The organism is Paenibacillus rubinfantis, from assembly GCF_001486505.1.
Lineage (GTDB): Bacteria > Bacillota > Bacilli > Paenibacillales > Paenibacillaceae > Fontibacillus > Fontibacillus rubinfantis.
Map to the genome: position 1 here is coordinate 1,195,333 of NZ_LN909066.1, position 15,316 is coordinate 1,210,648.

Sequence of the window (15,316 nt, forward strand, 5' to 3'; positions counted from 1 at the left end):
TTCTTGCTTTCATCGCTTTCGCTATGAAATATTAATGATTGCCGGCACGGGCCAGCTCGCGTGCATTGGCTTCAAAAGCAGCCAACAGCGCGGCTTCGCCCTTCAAACCTTCGTCTTCAACCTTGCGGATTTGCTCCAGCATGCGCTTGTAGTCCTTCGGAATGACGCGCACGAACTTCGGCAGGGTCTCGTTCCAACGGTCCAGCACACGGCGTCCCACCGTACTGTCTGTATACAGGATGTGACGGCTGATTAACGTCCGCAGTTGATCCGCTTCCGCTGGCTCCTCCACCTTTTCCAGCAGCACCATTTCCAAGTTGCAACGGCTGGCGAAGTCGCCGCTCTCGTCAAGCACGTATGCAATCCCGCCGGACATCCCGGCCGCAAAGTTCCGGCCCGTTCCGCCCAGGACAACAACGCGTCCGCCGGTCATATATTCGCAGCCGTGGTCGCCGACACCTTCAACGACGACGTTGGCACCGGAGTTACGCACCGCAAACCGTTCTCCAGCAATCCCACGGATGTATGCCTCTCCGCTCGTCGCGCCGTAAAACGACGTGTTGCCGATGATGATGTTCTCCTCTGCGGCAAACGTAGCGCGCGGCGACGGCTTCACGATAACCTTACCGCCGGACAGCCCTTTTCCGGTGTAGTCATTGGCATCACCCTCGACGGTAAGCGTCATGCCCTTCGGTACAAACGCCCCGAAGCTTTGACCCGCCGAGCCTTCAAAATGGAACGTGATCGTATCCTCAGGCAGCCCCTGTTGCCCATAACGGCGGGTAACTTCGCTGCCTACGATCGTCCCGGTCGCCCGGTTGACGTTGCAGATCGGCAGCCGGGCGCTGACGGCTTCGCCGCGCTCCAGCGCAGGAAGCGCCAAAGGTAGCAGCTGCGTCAGATCCAACGTCTCTTCCAGCCCATGGTTTTGCTGCTTCGTGCAGTAGCGGCTGCTGCCCTCCGGCAGCTCCGGCATATGCAGCAGCGAGCTGACGTCAACGCCTTGCTTCTTCCAATGGCTGACCGCTTTGACCGTATCGAGGCAGTCGGTGCGGCCAATCATCTCATTCAGGCTGCGGAAGCCCAGTTCCGCCATCCATTCGCGCAGATCCTCCGCCACAAACGTCATAAAGTTGACGACGTGCTGCGGATCGCCGGTGAAGTTTTTGCGCAGCTCCGGATTTTGGGTAGCCACGCCCACCGGGCAGGTATCCAGATGGCACACGCGCATCATGATACAGCCTACCGCCACCAGCGGCGCGGTCGAAAAGCCGTATTCTTCGGCGCCGAGTAAAACGGCGACGGCAAGGTCGCGGCCGTTCAGGATTTTGCCGTCCGTTTCCAGGACAACGCGGTCGCGCAGGTTGTTTAACATCAGTGTTTGATGCGTTTCGGCCAGCCCGAGCTCCCAAGGCAGACCGGCATGGCGGATCGAGCTTTGCGGCGAAGCCCCGGTTCCTCCGTCATAACCGCTGACCAGGATCACATCGGCGCGTCCTTTGGCAACGCCAGCTGCGATCGTTCCAACGCCGGCTTCCGAGACCAACTTCACGTTGATGCGGGCCCGCGGATTAGCGTTCTTCAGGTCGTAAATCAGCTCCGCCAGATCCTCGATCGAATAGATATCGTGGTGTGGCGGCGGCGAAATCAAGCCCACCCCCGGGGTGGATCCACGCACTTCCGCGACCCAAGGATACACCTTGCGACCCGGCAACTGACCGCCTTCACCCGGTTTAGCCCCCTGTGCCATCTTGATCTGGATTTCGTCGGCATTCACCAGGTAGTTCGACGTGACACCAAACCGTCCCGACGCCACTTGCTTGATCGCGCTGCGGCGCAGATCGCCGTTCTCGTCCGGCACATAACGTGCTGGATCCTCGCCACCTTCACCGGTGTTGCTCTTGCCGCCGATGCGGTTCATAGCGATTGCGATCGTCTCGTGCGCTTCCTTGCTGATTGAACCAAAGGACATCGCCCCGGTCTTGAAGCGGCGCATGATCGAAGCGGCCGATTCCACTTCCTCCAGCGGTACCTTCGGACCAACCGGCTTCAGCTCCAGCAAGGAACGCAAGGTCAAATGCCTGTTGTTCTCGCCTTGCACCTGCTCGGCGAACTTCTTATACAGCGCATAGTCGCCCGTCCGCACCGCCTGTTGCAGCAAATGGACCGTCTGCGGGTTAAACAGATGCTCCTCCCCGCCGCTGCGCCACTGGTATTCCCCAGCGGAATCCAGCACCTTGTCGTTGCCGTCCTTGTCGGTATAGGCACGGTAATGATGGGTCAGCGCTTCGGCTGCAACCTCCTTCAGGCCGATGCCCCCGATTCGGGACGGTGTCCAAGTGAAGTAACGATCCACAAACGCCGGCTCCAGCCCAACCGCTTCGAAAATTTGCGCCCCGCGGTACGATTGGATCGTTGAGATGCCCATTTTGGACAACGTTTTAACGACCCCTTTGGTCGCTGCTTTGATGAAGTTGTACACCGCTTTTTCATGCGATATTCCCTGCAGCATCCGTTGGGCGATCATATCCTTCAGACTTTCGAACGCCAGATAAGGATTCACTGCGCTCACCCCGTAGCCAAGCAACAGGGCAAAATGGTGCACCTCGCGCGGTTCGCCCGACTCCAGCAGGAGGCTGACCTTGGTCCGTGTCTCCTCGCGGATGAGATGGTGATGCAGGCAAGATACAGCCAGCAACGCCGGGATGGCGGCGTTCTCCGCATCCATGCCGCGGTCGGACAAGATCAGGATGTTGTGGCCTTTGGCAATCACCCGGTCGGCCGCTTCGCATAAGGTGTCAAGCGCCTTACGAAGCCCTTCTGCCCCTTCGGCAGCCGGGAACAGGATCGGAATCGTGATGGCTTTAAAGCCTGGCCGGTGCAGATGGCGGATCTTCGCAAAATCCTCATTGGACAGGATTGGCGAATCCAACCGAATCTGGCGGCAGCTTTCCGGCTCCGGCTGAAGCAGATTGCGCTCCGGTCCAATCGTTGTTGCCGTCGAGGTAACCAGCTCCTCGCGGATCGCATCGATCGGCGGGTTGGTGACCTGCGCAAACATTTGCTTGAAGTAGTTGTACAACCGCTGCGGCTGTTCTGACAGTACGGCCAGCGGTGCGTCGTAACCCATGGAAGCGATATTTTCCTGGCCGGTGACGGCCATCGGCTCCAGCACTTTCCGCAGGTCTTCATACGTATAACCAAACGCCATTTGACGGCGCGAAATATCTTCATGGCTTTCCGGCGGCAGCTCTTTCGCTTCCGGCAAATCTTCCAGCTCGACGAGATGCTCGTTTAACCACTCGCGGTAAGGATGCTCCTTAGCGATGGCCGATTTGACTTCCTCGTCGGAAATGATCCGGCCTTCCCGCGTGTCGACAAGCAGCATCCGCCCCGGGCGCAACCGGTCCTTGTAAAGCACGTCCTCCGCTGGAATGTCGAGAACGCCAACCTCCGAGGAGAGAACGATCAAGTCATCTTTCGTTACATAATAACGTGACGGACGCAAGCCGTTCCGGTCCAGGATGGCCCCGATCTGGATGCCGTCGGTAAAGCCCATCGCCGCAGGCCCGTCCCATGGCTCCATCATCGTGCTGTGATATTCGTAGAACGCTTGTTTGTCCGGGTCCATATCTTCCCGGCCAACCCATGGCTCGGGCACCATCATCATGGCCACGTGCGGCAGAGAACGTCCGCTCAGGTACAGAAATTCAAACGTATTGTCAAACATCGCCGTATCCGAGCCGTCCGGGTTGATCACCGGTTTAACCTTTTCCAAATCGGTGCCAAACGCTTCGCTTTGGAACATCGATTGGCGCGCATGCATCCAGTTCACGTTGCCGCGCAGCGTATTGATCTCGCCGTTATGGATCATAAAGCGGTACGGATGCGCCCGCTCCCAGCTTGGGAACGTATTCGTGCTGAAGCGCGAATGCACCATCGCGATGGCCGATTCCAGCGTCTCATCCCGCAAATCCAGGTAGAACTGTCCCACTTGCTCCGTGGTCAGCATCCCTTTGTACACAACCTTGCGGCAAGACAAACTGGATACGTAAAAAGCATCCCCCTGCTCCGCGCCGCTGTATCGGATCGCAAGTTCAGCCCGGCGCCGGATCACGTACAGTTTGCGTTCAAAATCCAAATCGTCCTTCAGCTCCGCGGAGCGCCCGATGAAGATCTGGCGAACGAACGGCTTTGCCGCTTTGGCCGATTGGCCCAGCATATCGTCGTAAGTCGGAACCGTACGGAAGCCGAGGACCCGTTGCCCTTCCGCCTCGACGATGCGCACAAGCTCCTCCTCTTGTTTGGCTCGGGCCGCTTCGTCATGCGGCAGGAACAGCATCCCGACGCCATACTGACCCGCCTCCGGCAGAGCGAACCCAAGCTTTGCCGCTTCGGCTGCAAAAAACCGATGCGGAATTTGCAGTAAAATACCTGCGCCATCGCCCGAGTTCGGTTCACTGCCTTGGCCGCCCCGGTGTTCCATATTCGCCAGCATGGTCAGCGCCTGGCTGACGATCTCATGGGAGGCCTTCCCTTTGATGTGGGCTACGAAGCCCATGCCGCAAGCGTCTTTTTCGAAAGCGGGATCATAAAGTCCCTGCTTGGGAGGTATAACGGTATGTTTCATCATCTGACGCAACCTTTCTATTTAGAGGTAGTTCAAAACATCATAAGCGGATAGAAATAGATCCGTCCCCACGCCTTGCCACGATACCGGATAAGCCCGGATGAATCTTTCTTTTTATTCTAACGGAAAATGTCACATCTGTTTTTGCATTATATTCTCTTTATTTTGCACTATTGATTAGAAATTTTAGGGCCCGTAAGGGTGGTTTTGCCACGAAAGCGTCACCATATGAAGATGTGTTGGTATCCCTCCAGGTCTCTTTGCACGATTATCCCTTTCGATAAGGTGGTCGGAGGAGCTGAGGTGCAGTTGATCTAACGGGATAATCATGCAAAGCGTTCAGAATACAGAGGTCGCCTCCTCGCCATCAACGTAAAAAAAATCCGCCCCCTGAAAGATCCGGAGGGCGGATTTCATCCTAATTCTAAGATGCGATTAATGCGATTGGACGCTCAAGTTCGCTTCGGGACTGACATCCGCGCTGCGTTCGTGGCGCATGAAGTATACCAGCGTTATCGCCAGGAATACGAGGCCAAACGCCAACAGCATGCCGACATTTTCCCAAGCGATCGGCATATCGCCGGTCGAGATGACCGCCTTGAAGCCCTTGACGCTGTAAGTCATCGGCAGAATCGGGTTGAAGGCTTTCATCCAGTTTGGAATCAGCTCGAGCGGGAAGGTCCCTGCGCTGGTCGTCAATTGGAAGATCAGCATCAGGATCGCCAGGAACCGTCCCGGGTTCTCCAACCAGGTCACCAGCGCTTGAATAATAAACATGTAGCACAAGCTGGTAACAAAGGCGAATAGGTAGAAGAGCGGAATGCTCTTGACCTCAAGCCCCAGTCCGTACAAGACAAGCACAACCGCCATCAAGGACTGGATTAAGCTCATGCCTGCAAAAGCCATCGAACGGCTGACGAAACGGTTCCAGCCGCTGGCTTCCGCCACCGAGGTGCCCCGTACCGGGACGACCAGCGTCGAGATTAACGCCCCAACGAACAGGCCAAGCGACAGGAAGTAAGGGGCAAAACCCGTACCGTAGTTCGGCACTTCGTTGACTTTCTGCTCGCTGATTTCGATCGGCTCGGCGTACATATTGACGAGCGCGTCGGTCTTCTTCACGCCGGAAGTTTGTTCCGCCGCATCGGTCAGCTTCGAAGCCAGTTCGCCCGAGCCTTCCGTCAGTTGATCCATGCCGTTCTTCAGCTCGCCTGCACCGGCGTTCAGCTGCTTCGAGCCGTCAGCCAACGTGCCTACACCGCCGGACAATTGCTCGACGCCGCCAAGCAGTTGTTTGGCGCCTGTGCTCAGCTGTCCGGCACCGCTCGCCAGCTTCTGCCCACCGGCCGCCGCTTCCGACAGTTTGCTGCCGAACAGTTCAAGCCCGCTCGCCAGCTGCTCTTGACCGGCGTTCAGCTGAGTTGCCCCTTGCAGCAGTTGCTCTTGACCCGCCGCCAATTGCTGCCCGCCTTGGACGAGCTGTTGCTGCGCTTGATGCAGCTCTTGGCTGCCTTGCAGCAGCTGTTGATTCCCTTGATGCAGCTGTTCGCTGCCTTGGGCCACCGCCTTGCTGGCAGCGATCAACTGCTGCACCGAAGCGTTCTTCGCCAGCTCCGGATTCGCTTGCGCCAGTTGCTCTAACCCTTGCGCTACGCTGTTGGCCCCTGCGGACACTTTCGCGCTGCCTTGAACAGACGATTCCAGCCCAGCTTGCAGTTGGGCGCTGCCTTGCTCAGACGCTTCTAAGCCGGCTTTCAGCTTCTGAGCGCCTTCCAGCGAGGATTGAAGTCCAGCTTGCAGCTTCGCACCGCCTTGATGCGCCTCTTTGGCTCCGTTCTCCAGCTGTTGATTAGCTGCCTCCAGCTGCGTTAAACCGCTAGCCAAGGTTCCGGCCCCGGCTTTAACCTCGTTAATGCCTTCGTACAGTGACTGCGTGCCTTTCTCCAACGGCGCAACGCCGTTTTCCAGCTTCATCGTGCCGTCGACCAACTTCGCCAAATTCTCCTTCAGCTTCTTCGCGCCGTCGTCGAGTTTAGCTGCCCCATCGTTTAGGGTGCTGGCTCCGCTGCCTGCATCGCTGAGGCCGCCGGAGATTTTTTCCACTTGGTCAAACAGGGTTTCCGTATAAGCCTCCGTCACTTTGGCGGACACTTTCGCTTTGATCTCCTTCACCGCTGTGCCGCCGATTTGTGCCGCCAGGAAGTTATACCCCTCATTAGGCTCAAAAATCAGCTGGGCCGGCGACGGGTTCTCATCCATCAGCGTGGTCGCCTGCGACGAGAAATTGTCCGGAATAACGATAGTCATATAGTATTCATTGTTCTTCATCCCGGTTTCCGCTTGCGAGCGGGTAACGAACTTCCATTGGAAGTCGTCGCTCTTCTTCAGCTCGGTTACGAGATCCTCGCCAACTTTCAGTTCCTTCCCTTCGTACTGCGCCCCCAAATCCTCGTTCACCACCGCAACCGGCAGCTCGTTCATCTTCCCGTACGGATCCCAGAAGGCCGTCAGGAACATGCCGCTGTACAGTACGGGAATGAACAGCACGACAAGAATCGGGATGAACACTTTAGGATTCTTGAAGGTGGCTCCCATATCCTTGAAAAATACACTTAATGATTTCATTTTTGCTTTCTCTCCCCTTGATGGCTTCTTTCTCTAATCTTTGGATAATTTCGTTTATGCTCCCGTTGGCAGGAGCAAACCTCCCGCCAGAAAATCACGGATAAACTCCTTGATTTGCTCTTTGCTTAAAGGCTTATTGTTTTTGTTCCAATCCGACGTTAACGCGATATACAGCTTAAACACGACGAAAGCAACCAGCTTGGGATCAAACGGGCGGATCTCCTCCCGCTGAGCGGAACGGGACAGATGGCGTTCCAGATATTCCAGAATCGCGTTTTCGATCTGCTCGAGACCTTCCTGAGCTTTAGGAGTCCCGAAGTCGCGCACCTCCTGAGACAACTTGATCAGCAGCTCATGCTCGCTGCGGAACTCCAGCAACGCGTCCATCGCCCGATGCAAGTTCTCGAAGAAAGGCTTCTCTTCGTCGATCTCCGGTTCGATGACCCGCTTCATTTCCGCGATCACGGAACGCAAAATCTCATCGAACAGCTCCTCTTTGTTCGTGAAGAAGGTGTAGATCGTACCTTTCGCCACATTCGCAATTTTCGCCACATGGTCCATCGTCGTCGCTTTATAGCCGAATAAAGCAAAGGACTTCTCCGCTGCTTCGACTACGAGTTTACGGCGATCTACCACAGCCATCCTTGTCACCTCCCTGCGTTGGAATGATTGAAATCAACATTATCCGGCCGAAAATGACTAAAATTCAATTTCGGTCATTTGGTCAATCCCTACTTTACTCCTCTCGAAACCGAAATGCAAGATGTTTTTTTCAGAATTTTTCAATAATTTTCATTAGCTTGTTCCATGTCTCGCCGCGCCCTGCTGCTCCCCGACCTAAGTCCAGTTGGCGCACCCGTCCCCAGCCTCTTTAAGGCAGCATATAAACAACATAAACTTAGTATCAGAAGCAATGAATCGGAACGATTCTTGGGAGTAGGTGAATCATTTATGCGAAAAAAAAGAGTCTTGATCTTATCGGAAGGTTTCGGGAGCGGGCATACGCAAGCCGGACATGCGCTGGCGGCTGGGCTCAAACGGAAGAATCCGCATATCCGGACGAAGGTGCTGGAGCTCGGCTCCTTTCTGAATCCAACCGTGGCGCCGCTGATCCTTTCCGCGTACCGGATGACGGTCAACGCCAGCCCCGCGTTGGTTGGCCATTTTTATCGTCGTAAGTACGAGAAGCCGGTTGGGAGGTTAACGCGATTGGCGTTGCATAAAATGTTCTATCAACATGCCGTCGACGTCATCGCACAGCTTCAGCCCGATCTGATCGTTTGCACGCATCCGATCCCCAGCGCTATCGTGTCTTACCTTAAGCTGGCAACCGGTTTAGACGTGCCGCTGTGCACGCTTATCACGGATTATGATGCCCACGGTTCCTGGATGAGCCCCGGGGTGGATCAATATCTCGTGTCCGCGCCTGAAGTCAAAGCCCTGCTCGTGCAGCGTGGAGTGGCTCCTGCCAAGATTCAGGTAACGGGGATTCCGGTACACCCGGATTTCTGGAGCAAACAGGAGAAGGTATCCGCCCGGGAGGAACTGGGGTTGAAAAATATGCCCACCGCCCTCGTCATGGGCGGGGGTTGGGGATTACTGTTTAGCGAGGAGCTGCTGGCTAAATTGGCGTCTTGGCGCGAGGAGATCCAAATCGTCTGCTGTATGGGCAGCAACGAGAAGCTCGCCGCCAGACTGCGGGCTCACCCGGCCCTGCAGCATCCGAATATTAAAGTGATCGGCTTTACACAGGAGATTGGCAAATGGATGGATGCCTCCGACCTTCTCATCACGAAACCCGGCGGGATGACCTGCACCGAAGGGATGGCCAAAGGAATTCCTATGCTGTTCTTTGAATCGATCCCCGGGCAGGAGGAGAAGAACCGCGAATATTTCGTGCAGCATGGCTTTGGCGCCGAGTTGCATTCACCGGATGTGCTGGATGATTGGTTTGCTACTCTTCGTAGCCGGCACGCAGCCAGCAGCCAGGGCCAACCCAAGTTGGCGATTCGGCAAAACGGCTACCGGCCCGACCGATGCGCAGGCGCTGTCATCAGTCTGCTTCATCCCTCCGCGGCCCCAGCCCGCGTACGTTTGCAGACGGGTCCAGCCGAGCAACGAGCCAACTAACTCAGTATCGCCGTTCCAACCACCTTGTACATCGGACGCTCACGCATCTGCGTCCGATAAATGACCAGGCGGTCGACATCCCAGGCGCCGAATTCCGGCATAGGGTTTAGCGCCTGAGGGTCCAATCTGGCCCCTTCCGGGTACTTGCGGGCCAGTGTAATATGCGGGCTGAAGCGCCGTTCTTCCGGTACAAAGCCTAATGCGTGGTTCTCCGTTATCACACGATGATGAAGGTTCTCCAGCTCGCCTACATCGCCGCGGACCCCAGCCCACAGCACACTGGGACTTGCGGGTCGTCCGAACGTTCCAACTCCCGCTGCCTCCAAGCGAAACGGAGCGCCCCCCCTCGCCGCCCGCTCCAAGGAAGCCGTTAACTCGTCCAAACGGTTTGCCGAAGTATCCCCCAGAAACTGGACGGTAATATGAAAATCCTCTGCATGCACCCATTTCTTAAAAGGAAGTGTAGCCTGCTGCTCCCTGCACCAAGCCTCCAGCTTTTGCTTGACCTCCTGCGGAAGAGGTACCGCGATAAATAATCGCCATTTTTCATTGTTTTCTGACATAGTTTGTCACCTTCTGTGATATTTTTCTCTTTTTCTTCACCTTTTTCGACAAATCAGAGTGCGATTGATTACATCTTGCGATTTTAATCTCTATATAATGTGTCTTAGTACTGCTTACATATACAGTCATCAAGCCTTATTGACGGGAGATGGAATATGAGCTTTGCACAAAAAATTACCTCCGTACTGATCGGACTCCTCATCCTGGTCGGTTCACTGATCGGGTTATTTGGTTATCAGATGACGTATCGTCAGGTGGAGAAATCCGTCGGGATCGAAACGGTGGGCTGCGCCAATATTACGACCGGGCTCGTTGATCCAGAAGCCGTCGCCCGGCTTACAAACGGAGACCGCAGCGGTCTTACCGAGCTCGAAAAGAAGTTAAACTGGACGGTGGAACACAAGCCGTTGTTTAAAGAAGTGTTTCTCATGTCGCTGGACGGCACGATTCTCGCTGCGGATCAGAACATCCAGAGCCGCGGATATCAAGCGGGTGATGCTTTTTATTTCAGCGAGCAGGACCGGGACATGATTCTCCAGATGAAGCATTCCGTATACACCAAAGTTTATTCTTATGACGGAGTGAAGCTGCTCAGTGGTTACGGTCCGATCTACAAAAATCATGATCCGGATCAAGAGATCATTGGCCTGATGGTCATCAACTTCGATGCTTCCATTATCGGGGAAAGAACACGTGACATTCTCATGCTGCCTTTCATCCTCGGGGGCGGCGTCCTGATCGCGGCCGTCGTCTTCGTGTATTTCTTCATCCACCGGATGACTCGTCCGCTGGAAACCTTGTCCCGTCAAGTAGAGAACGTCGCTCACGGCAATTTGACCGTTCAGACGCACGTGCTGAACAGCCGGGATGAGATCGGCAAACTCACGCGCGATTTCGCGAAGATGGTGGACAACCTGCGGCAACTGATTGGCGAAGTGAACGACACGTCGATGCAGGTAGCTTCCTCGTCGCAGGAATTGTCCGCCAGTGCACAAGAAACCGGAAAGGCCAGTGAGCAGACCGTGGAAATCACCCTGTCCCTTGCCGAAGGCGCGGAGCGGCAGCTGCAAAACCTGGAATCCGGATCCTCGATGCTTCGCGACATGTCCGAGCGGATCGAACAGATCGCCCGCCACGCTGAAGGGGTCTCCGCATCGGCACAGCAGGTTTCCACCGCCTCGATTCAAGGGGGACAAGCCATTGAATCCGGCGTGGAACAGATGGCGACGATGGAGGCCAAAATCATTCACCTCTCCTCCATCATCGAGGAACTGGGCAGTCATTCCAAGGAAGTGCAGAGCATTCTTGACATTATGACCGATATCGCAGCGGAGACGAACCTGCTTGCCCTCAACGCTTCGATTGAAGCGGCCCGTGCCGGTGAGTTCGGCAGCGGATTTGCCGTCGTAGCCTCCTCGGTCCGCAAGCTGGCGGAACGCTCCGCCGCATCGGCGCAGCAAATCGGCGGGCTCATCGCCCACATTGTTGGTCAGGTGGAGCTCACCGGCAACGCCATGGATGAGACCGTGCGCGAAACGAAACGTGGGGCCGAACTGGTCCGCAGCGCCGGAGCTTCTTTTGCGGAGATTAAAACCTCCGCGCAGTTCACCGCAGAATCGATTGCCGATGTCAGCGAAGGGGTCCGCCTCTTATCCGACAGCTCGCAAAGGCTGGTCCAATCCATCGATGAGATTGTCCGTTTTGCGGGAGATACGGCGATCAGCGCTCAGAACATGTCGGCGTCCTCCGAAGAGCAATTGGCAGCCATGCAGGAGGTTGACGCCTCAGCCAGCTTCCTGTCCGGCTTGTCAGAGAAGCTTCATACCCTCATTGAGCGCTTCAAAGTCAGTTGACCGCAGCTTGCAAAAAAAAGACCTTGCCCGATAAGCATCTGTTCTGCTTCGGGGCAAGGTCTTTCGTTTATCTCCATACTACGGCTTATTTGCCAAGATAAGCATTAAGCATCCAACGATGTTTCTCCAACGAGGATACGATGCCAAGCAACAGGTCACCGGTAGCTTCGTCTTCCGCTCTAGCCGCCGCTTCCATACCATCTTTCAACTCGCCGTCCAGTTTCTCGAAGTCCGCGATAACCGCAGCTACCATCTCATCGGCCGATTCCTTGCCGCTGGCTTCGGAAATGCTGGCAAGCGCAAGCGATTCGCGCAATGTCGCCACCGGGGTGCCGCCAATTGCCAACAGGCGCTCAGCGATCTCGTCGATATAACCCGCTGCTTCATCGTAGAAGGCTTCAAATTTCTCGTGGAGTGTAAAGAAGTTCGGACCTTTCACGTACCAGTGGAAATTGTGCAGCTTCGTGTACAGCACCGTCCAGTTCGCGATTTGCAGGTTCAGTTGTTTTTGCAGTTCTTGATCTACTTGAGTCATTGTGTGGTTTGCCATTGTTATTTCCTCCATTCACCATATTAAAATTTGAGAAGCGATCTGTCTTTAGCTTCTTAAGTAAATACCTTAAATTTAGACTAAATCTAAATCTTGTTTATATCATACCACTCCATAATCCCAGATGCAACCATCTGCTTCATGAACATCCCATGAACATCGCATGAACCTCATACATCGTCAGCTTTATTCTGCTCCTCATTCGTTCTCCATATGCAAAGAACCGAATCGGCACTCCAGCGTCCGGTTCGGTTCTTTAGGTTCTTTACCGCTCTCCGCGGATATGCAACTTAAACTGCTCGAGGCTGCGTTCCATCTGTCGAATGCCGTCCTCCACCAGCCTGCGGTCCACCGCGTTCTCCAGGTCAAACTGCGGTTTGCGGGTGGCCATGGCTTTCTTCTCTTCTTCCCAATAAGCTTGCCGACGCTGGATTTCTTTATATTTGTCCAGCAGATCGGTAATGATATCGTAGAAGCGCTCGTAATCGACGATAATGTCATCCAGGAAGCGATCGACTTCCTCCTTATCGTAGCCCCGCATTTTGGCATCGAAATCTTTCTCGTGAATGGAGAGCGCATCCAGTTTGATCCCTAGCTGCCGAAACAGGCTTTTTTGATCCTCCAGCTTGCGCGCGTAATCGTCTTGCATTCCAAATCCCTCCGTACCTGCCTAAAAAGGTGATAAAACGTATTTTCCATGCAAAAGCCATCGTATCTTCTATAATGTACCACATTTTCGGCCTTCCGTTCACCTTCACGGTACGCAACGGGTGAATCAAGTATTCGACATTGTCCGAATTTCTTTTTATAATAGTCATTAGCCTGAGTCTAACATCTGGTGGTGAGTTGTATTTTATACTTATTAACTTTTCTGTTATCGTTTCTGATCGTGTATGTTCTGATCCCGCCGCTTGGCAAACTGGCGTTCCGTCTCGACTTCGTGGACAAACCCCGCGCAGATGTCGAGCGCAAAATCCATCGCCAACCGATCCCGTTGACGGCAAGCTATGCCATATTCGCCGGATTCTTTATCTCGTACCTGCTGTTTACGCGTAACTTCTCCTGGGAGACGGGAGCTCTGTTCGCGGGCGGTGTGCTGCTGCTAGCCATCGGTACGGTTGACGACTGGTACAAAACGAAAGGCAAGGATTTCCCGGCGCTGCCGAAGCTAATCGTACAGGTATCCGCTGCTGTCCTAGTTTATGCGGCAGGTATCACCTTTAGCGGCTTCGTCAATCCGTTTAGCGGGGATTACGTCCTGCTTCCGGGATGGCTCCAGTTTGTATTGACGATCCTGTGGATCTTTGGCGTCACCACGGTCATCAATTTTTCGGACGGTTTGGACGGCCTGGCTGGGGGATTGTCCGCCATTTCCGCGGTCACGCTGTTTGTCGTGGCTCTAACGAAAGGGCAAACCAATTCCGCGATGCTGTCGATCGCCCTCATCGGGGTAACGCTCGCCTACCTGCGGTACAACAAACCGCCGGCTAAAGTATTTATGGGCGATGCGGGAGCAACCTTCCTTGGATTTATGCTTGCGGTGATCGCATTGGATGGGGCCTTTAAGCAGGCGACAGTCTTGTCCTTGTTCATCCCGGTACTTGCCCTGGGCGTACCGATTTTTGATAATCTGTTTGTGGTCATCAAACGGATGCTGCAAGGGAAGTCGCCTTACGTAGCGGATGCCGGCCAAGTGCATTACCGGCTGCTTCGGGCAGGGTTAAATCAGAAACAGGTCGTGATGTTCCTCTACCTGATCAGCACCTGTTTGGGATTATCGTCCATCATTCTTCTGCTGCTTCAGGTATAGAGAATGGCCTTTCGGCCGTACAAAACAAAAGCGCGTGCACGGGTTTTCCCGGATGCACGCGCTTTTTTTCGCGTCGCAAATGTCAAAAAAAAAGACCCCCGAAGGCGTCTTATCTACTGGCGTTAAGAGGATTTATTCGTTTCTGCGGCAGGTTGGATTTCCGAGGCCTGCGGCTTCTCGTCTTCGAGGATATCCCCGCGTGCCCCTCTCTTAAATTCCTTGAGCATCGTGCCAAAACTACGCCCCAGTTCTGGAAGCTTGCTAGGACCAAATAACAAAAGCGCCGCAATGACCAAAAGCAACAGATGGCTCGGACGCAACAAGTTTTCAAGCACATTTATCACTCCCAAACGTTATCTTTGTGGTCATTATACTACTTTATTTGATGTAAGGGAAATCCTTTATTGGCAATCCTCCGCTTCCCTTGGAGACGGGTGACCGGTTGGCCCATAAACCAATTCCATTCTCTGGGCATATGCTGTGTCATCATGTATTGCAAAGGAGCGAACATCATGGGTTCTTACAGTCTGTTGGCTGTCATCGCCATTGGACTCGCGTCCAACCTGGATAATGCGGGAGTCGGTATTGCTTACGGAGTACGAAAAATCCGCATTCCATGGTACTCCAATCTGGCCATCGCCATCATCTCCTTTTTGGCCACTCTGGTGTCGGGTTTTTTCGGAAGCTGGTTATCCTCGTGGATCCATCCATGGATCGGTCAATTGTTGGGGACGGTTGTGATCGTTGGGGTCGGGGTATGGGTACTGCTGCAGCCGTTTCTGGAGAAGAAGGAGGCATCCGTCCAGGAGGATGACATGAATCCGCTGACCCGCCTGCTGCGCAATCCTGAAGAAGCGGACAAGGACAGCTCTAAATCTATCAGCCTAGGCGAATCGGTCGTCCTGGGGATCGCCTTGGCCATGAATGCACTGGCCGGCGGCTTTAACGCCGGAATTACTCAATTAAACGTCTGGTATACCTCGCTGTCCGTCGGTTTGTTCAGCTATTTACTGCTGGCTGCATGCGCCGGGTTCGGGGAGAAGGTCGCGGCGGAGAAATTCGGTAACCGGGCTACGGTCGTCTCCGGGTTGCTGCTAATCTTGATCGGCATTCACCAACTTTTCTAAAATCCTACAGACGGTCATGAAGGCCCC

At 54.6% G+C, this 15,316-nt stretch carries 11 protein-coding genes; 4 read left to right on the forward strand and 7 right to left on the reverse strand.

Annotation, left to right across the window (positions count from 1 at the left end; genetic code table 11):
• Positions 1–31: 31 nt before the first annotated feature.
• The 3 genes from gltB to BN3277_RS23100 form a co-directional block, all read right to left on the reverse strand.
• Complete coding sequence (gene gltB, locus BN3277_RS23090) at positions 32–4,630, reverse strand: glutamate synthase large subunit (RefSeq protein ID WP_059047447.1); 4,599 nt, start codon at positions 4,628–4,630, stop codon at positions 32–34.
• Positions 4,631–5,065: 435 nt separating this feature from the next.
• Positions 5,066–7,255 carry a YhgE/Pip domain-containing protein gene (locus tag BN3277_RS23095; protein ID WP_059046717.1) on the reverse strand — a complete coding sequence of 730 codons (2,190 nt, stop codon included), beginning with the start codon at positions 7,253–7,255 and terminating at the stop codon, positions 5,066–5,068.
• Positions 7,256–7,309: 54 nt separating this feature from the next.
• A complete protein-coding gene (locus BN3277_RS23100; RefSeq protein ID WP_059046719.1) occupies positions 7,310–7,897 on the reverse strand; it encodes a TetR/AcrR family transcriptional regulator in 588 nt (195 codons plus the stop codon).
• Between the two features lie 309 nt (positions 7,898–8,206).
• Between BN3277_RS23100 and BN3277_RS23105 the strand changes: the two genes are divergently transcribed.
• A complete protein-coding gene (locus BN3277_RS23105) occupies positions 8,207–9,385 on the forward strand; it encodes an MGDG synthase family glycosyltransferase (RefSeq protein ID WP_059046721.1) in 1,179 nt (392 codons plus the stop codon).
• Here the strand turns inward: BN3277_RS23105 and thpR are convergent.
• Entirely contained in the window at positions 9,382–9,948 is a 567-nt protein-coding gene (gene thpR, locus BN3277_RS23110; RefSeq protein WP_059046722.1) for an RNA 2',3'-cyclic phosphodiesterase, read from the reverse strand. The two genes, BN3277_RS23105 and thpR, sit on opposite strands and share 4 nt — an antisense overlap.
• A 156-nt stretch (positions 9,949–10,104) precedes the next feature.
• On the opposite strand from thpR, the gene BN3277_RS23115 reads away from it, so the two are divergent.
• Positions 10,105–11,802, forward strand: coding sequence for a methyl-accepting chemotaxis protein (locus BN3277_RS23115; RefSeq protein WP_059046724.1), 1,698 nt, complete (start codon positions 10,105–10,107; stop codon positions 11,800–11,802).
• Positions 11,803–11,887: 85 nt separating this feature from the next.
• On the opposite strand, the gene BN3277_RS23120 is transcribed toward BN3277_RS23115, so the two are convergent.
• Both BN3277_RS23120 and BN3277_RS23125 read right to left on the reverse strand, forming a co-directional pair.
• Positions 11,888–12,352, reverse strand: coding sequence for a Dps family protein (locus BN3277_RS23120; protein ID WP_059046726.1), 465 nt, complete (start codon positions 12,350–12,352; stop codon positions 11,888–11,890).
• A gap of 265 nt (positions 12,353–12,617) precedes the next feature.
• Positions 12,618–13,001: a DivIVA domain-containing protein gene (locus BN3277_RS23125; protein WP_059046728.1), complete on the reverse strand. Its 384-nt coding sequence runs from the start codon at positions 12,999–13,001 to the stop codon at positions 12,618–12,620.
• Positions 13,002–13,187: 186 nt separating this feature from the next.
• On the opposite strand from BN3277_RS23125, the gene BN3277_RS23130 reads away from it, so the two are divergent.
• Complete coding sequence (locus BN3277_RS23130) at positions 13,188–14,162, forward strand: MraY family glycosyltransferase (protein ID WP_232436525.1); 975 nt, start codon at positions 13,188–13,190, stop codon at positions 14,160–14,162.
• 122 nt (positions 14,163–14,284) lie between these two features.
• Here BN3277_RS23130 and BN3277_RS23135 read toward each other — a convergent pair whose 3' ends face one another.
• Positions 14,285–14,497 (reverse strand): twin-arginine translocase TatA/TatE family subunit, encoded by a 213-nt coding sequence (locus BN3277_RS23135; protein WP_082691580.1) that lies wholly within the window; start codon positions 14,495–14,497, stop codon positions 14,285–14,287.
• A gap of 177 nt (positions 14,498–14,674) precedes the next feature.
• Between BN3277_RS23135 and ytaF the strand changes: the two genes are divergently transcribed.
• Complete coding sequence (ytaF, locus tag BN3277_RS23140) at positions 14,675–15,289, forward strand: sporulation membrane protein YtaF (RefSeq protein ID WP_059046730.1); 615 nt, start codon at positions 14,675–14,677, stop codon at positions 15,287–15,289.
• Positions 15,290–15,316: the final 27 nt, after the last annotated feature.

Bases quoted from the DNA above. Each gene is read 5' to 3' on its own strand.
- BN3277_RS23095 (WP_059046717.1), bottom strand. From the start codon at position 7,255: ATGAAATCATTAAGTGTATTTTTCAAGGATATGGGAGCCACCTTCAAG.
- thpR (WP_059046722.1), bottom strand. From the start codon at position 9,948: ATGTCAGAAAACAATGAAAAATGGCGATTATTTATCGCGGTACCTCTT.
- BN3277_RS23120 (WP_059046726.1), bottom strand. From the start codon at position 12,352: ATGGCAAACCACACAATGACTCAAGTAGATCAAGAACTGCAAAAACAA.
- BN3277_RS23105 (WP_059046721.1), top strand. From the start codon at position 8,207: ATGCGAAAAAAAAGAGTCTTGATCTTATCGGAAGGTTTCGGGAGCGGG.
- BN3277_RS23125 (WP_059046728.1), bottom strand. From the start codon at position 13,001: ATGCAAGACGATTACGCGCGCAAGCTGGAGGATCAAAAAAGCCTGTTT.
- gltB (WP_059047447.1), bottom strand. From the start codon at position 4,630: ATGAAACATACCGTTATACCTCCCAAGCAGGGACTTTATGATCCCGCT.
- ytaF (WP_059046730.1), top strand. From the start codon at position 14,675: ATGGGTTCTTACAGTCTGTTGGCTGTCATCGCCATTGGACTCGCGTCC.
- BN3277_RS23115 (WP_059046724.1), top strand. From the start codon at position 10,105: ATGAGCTTTGCACAAAAAATTACCTCCGTACTGATCGGACTCCTCATC.
- BN3277_RS23100 (WP_059046719.1), bottom strand. From the start codon at position 7,897: ATGGCTGTGGTAGATCGCCGTAAACTCGTAGTCGAAGCAGCGGAGAAG.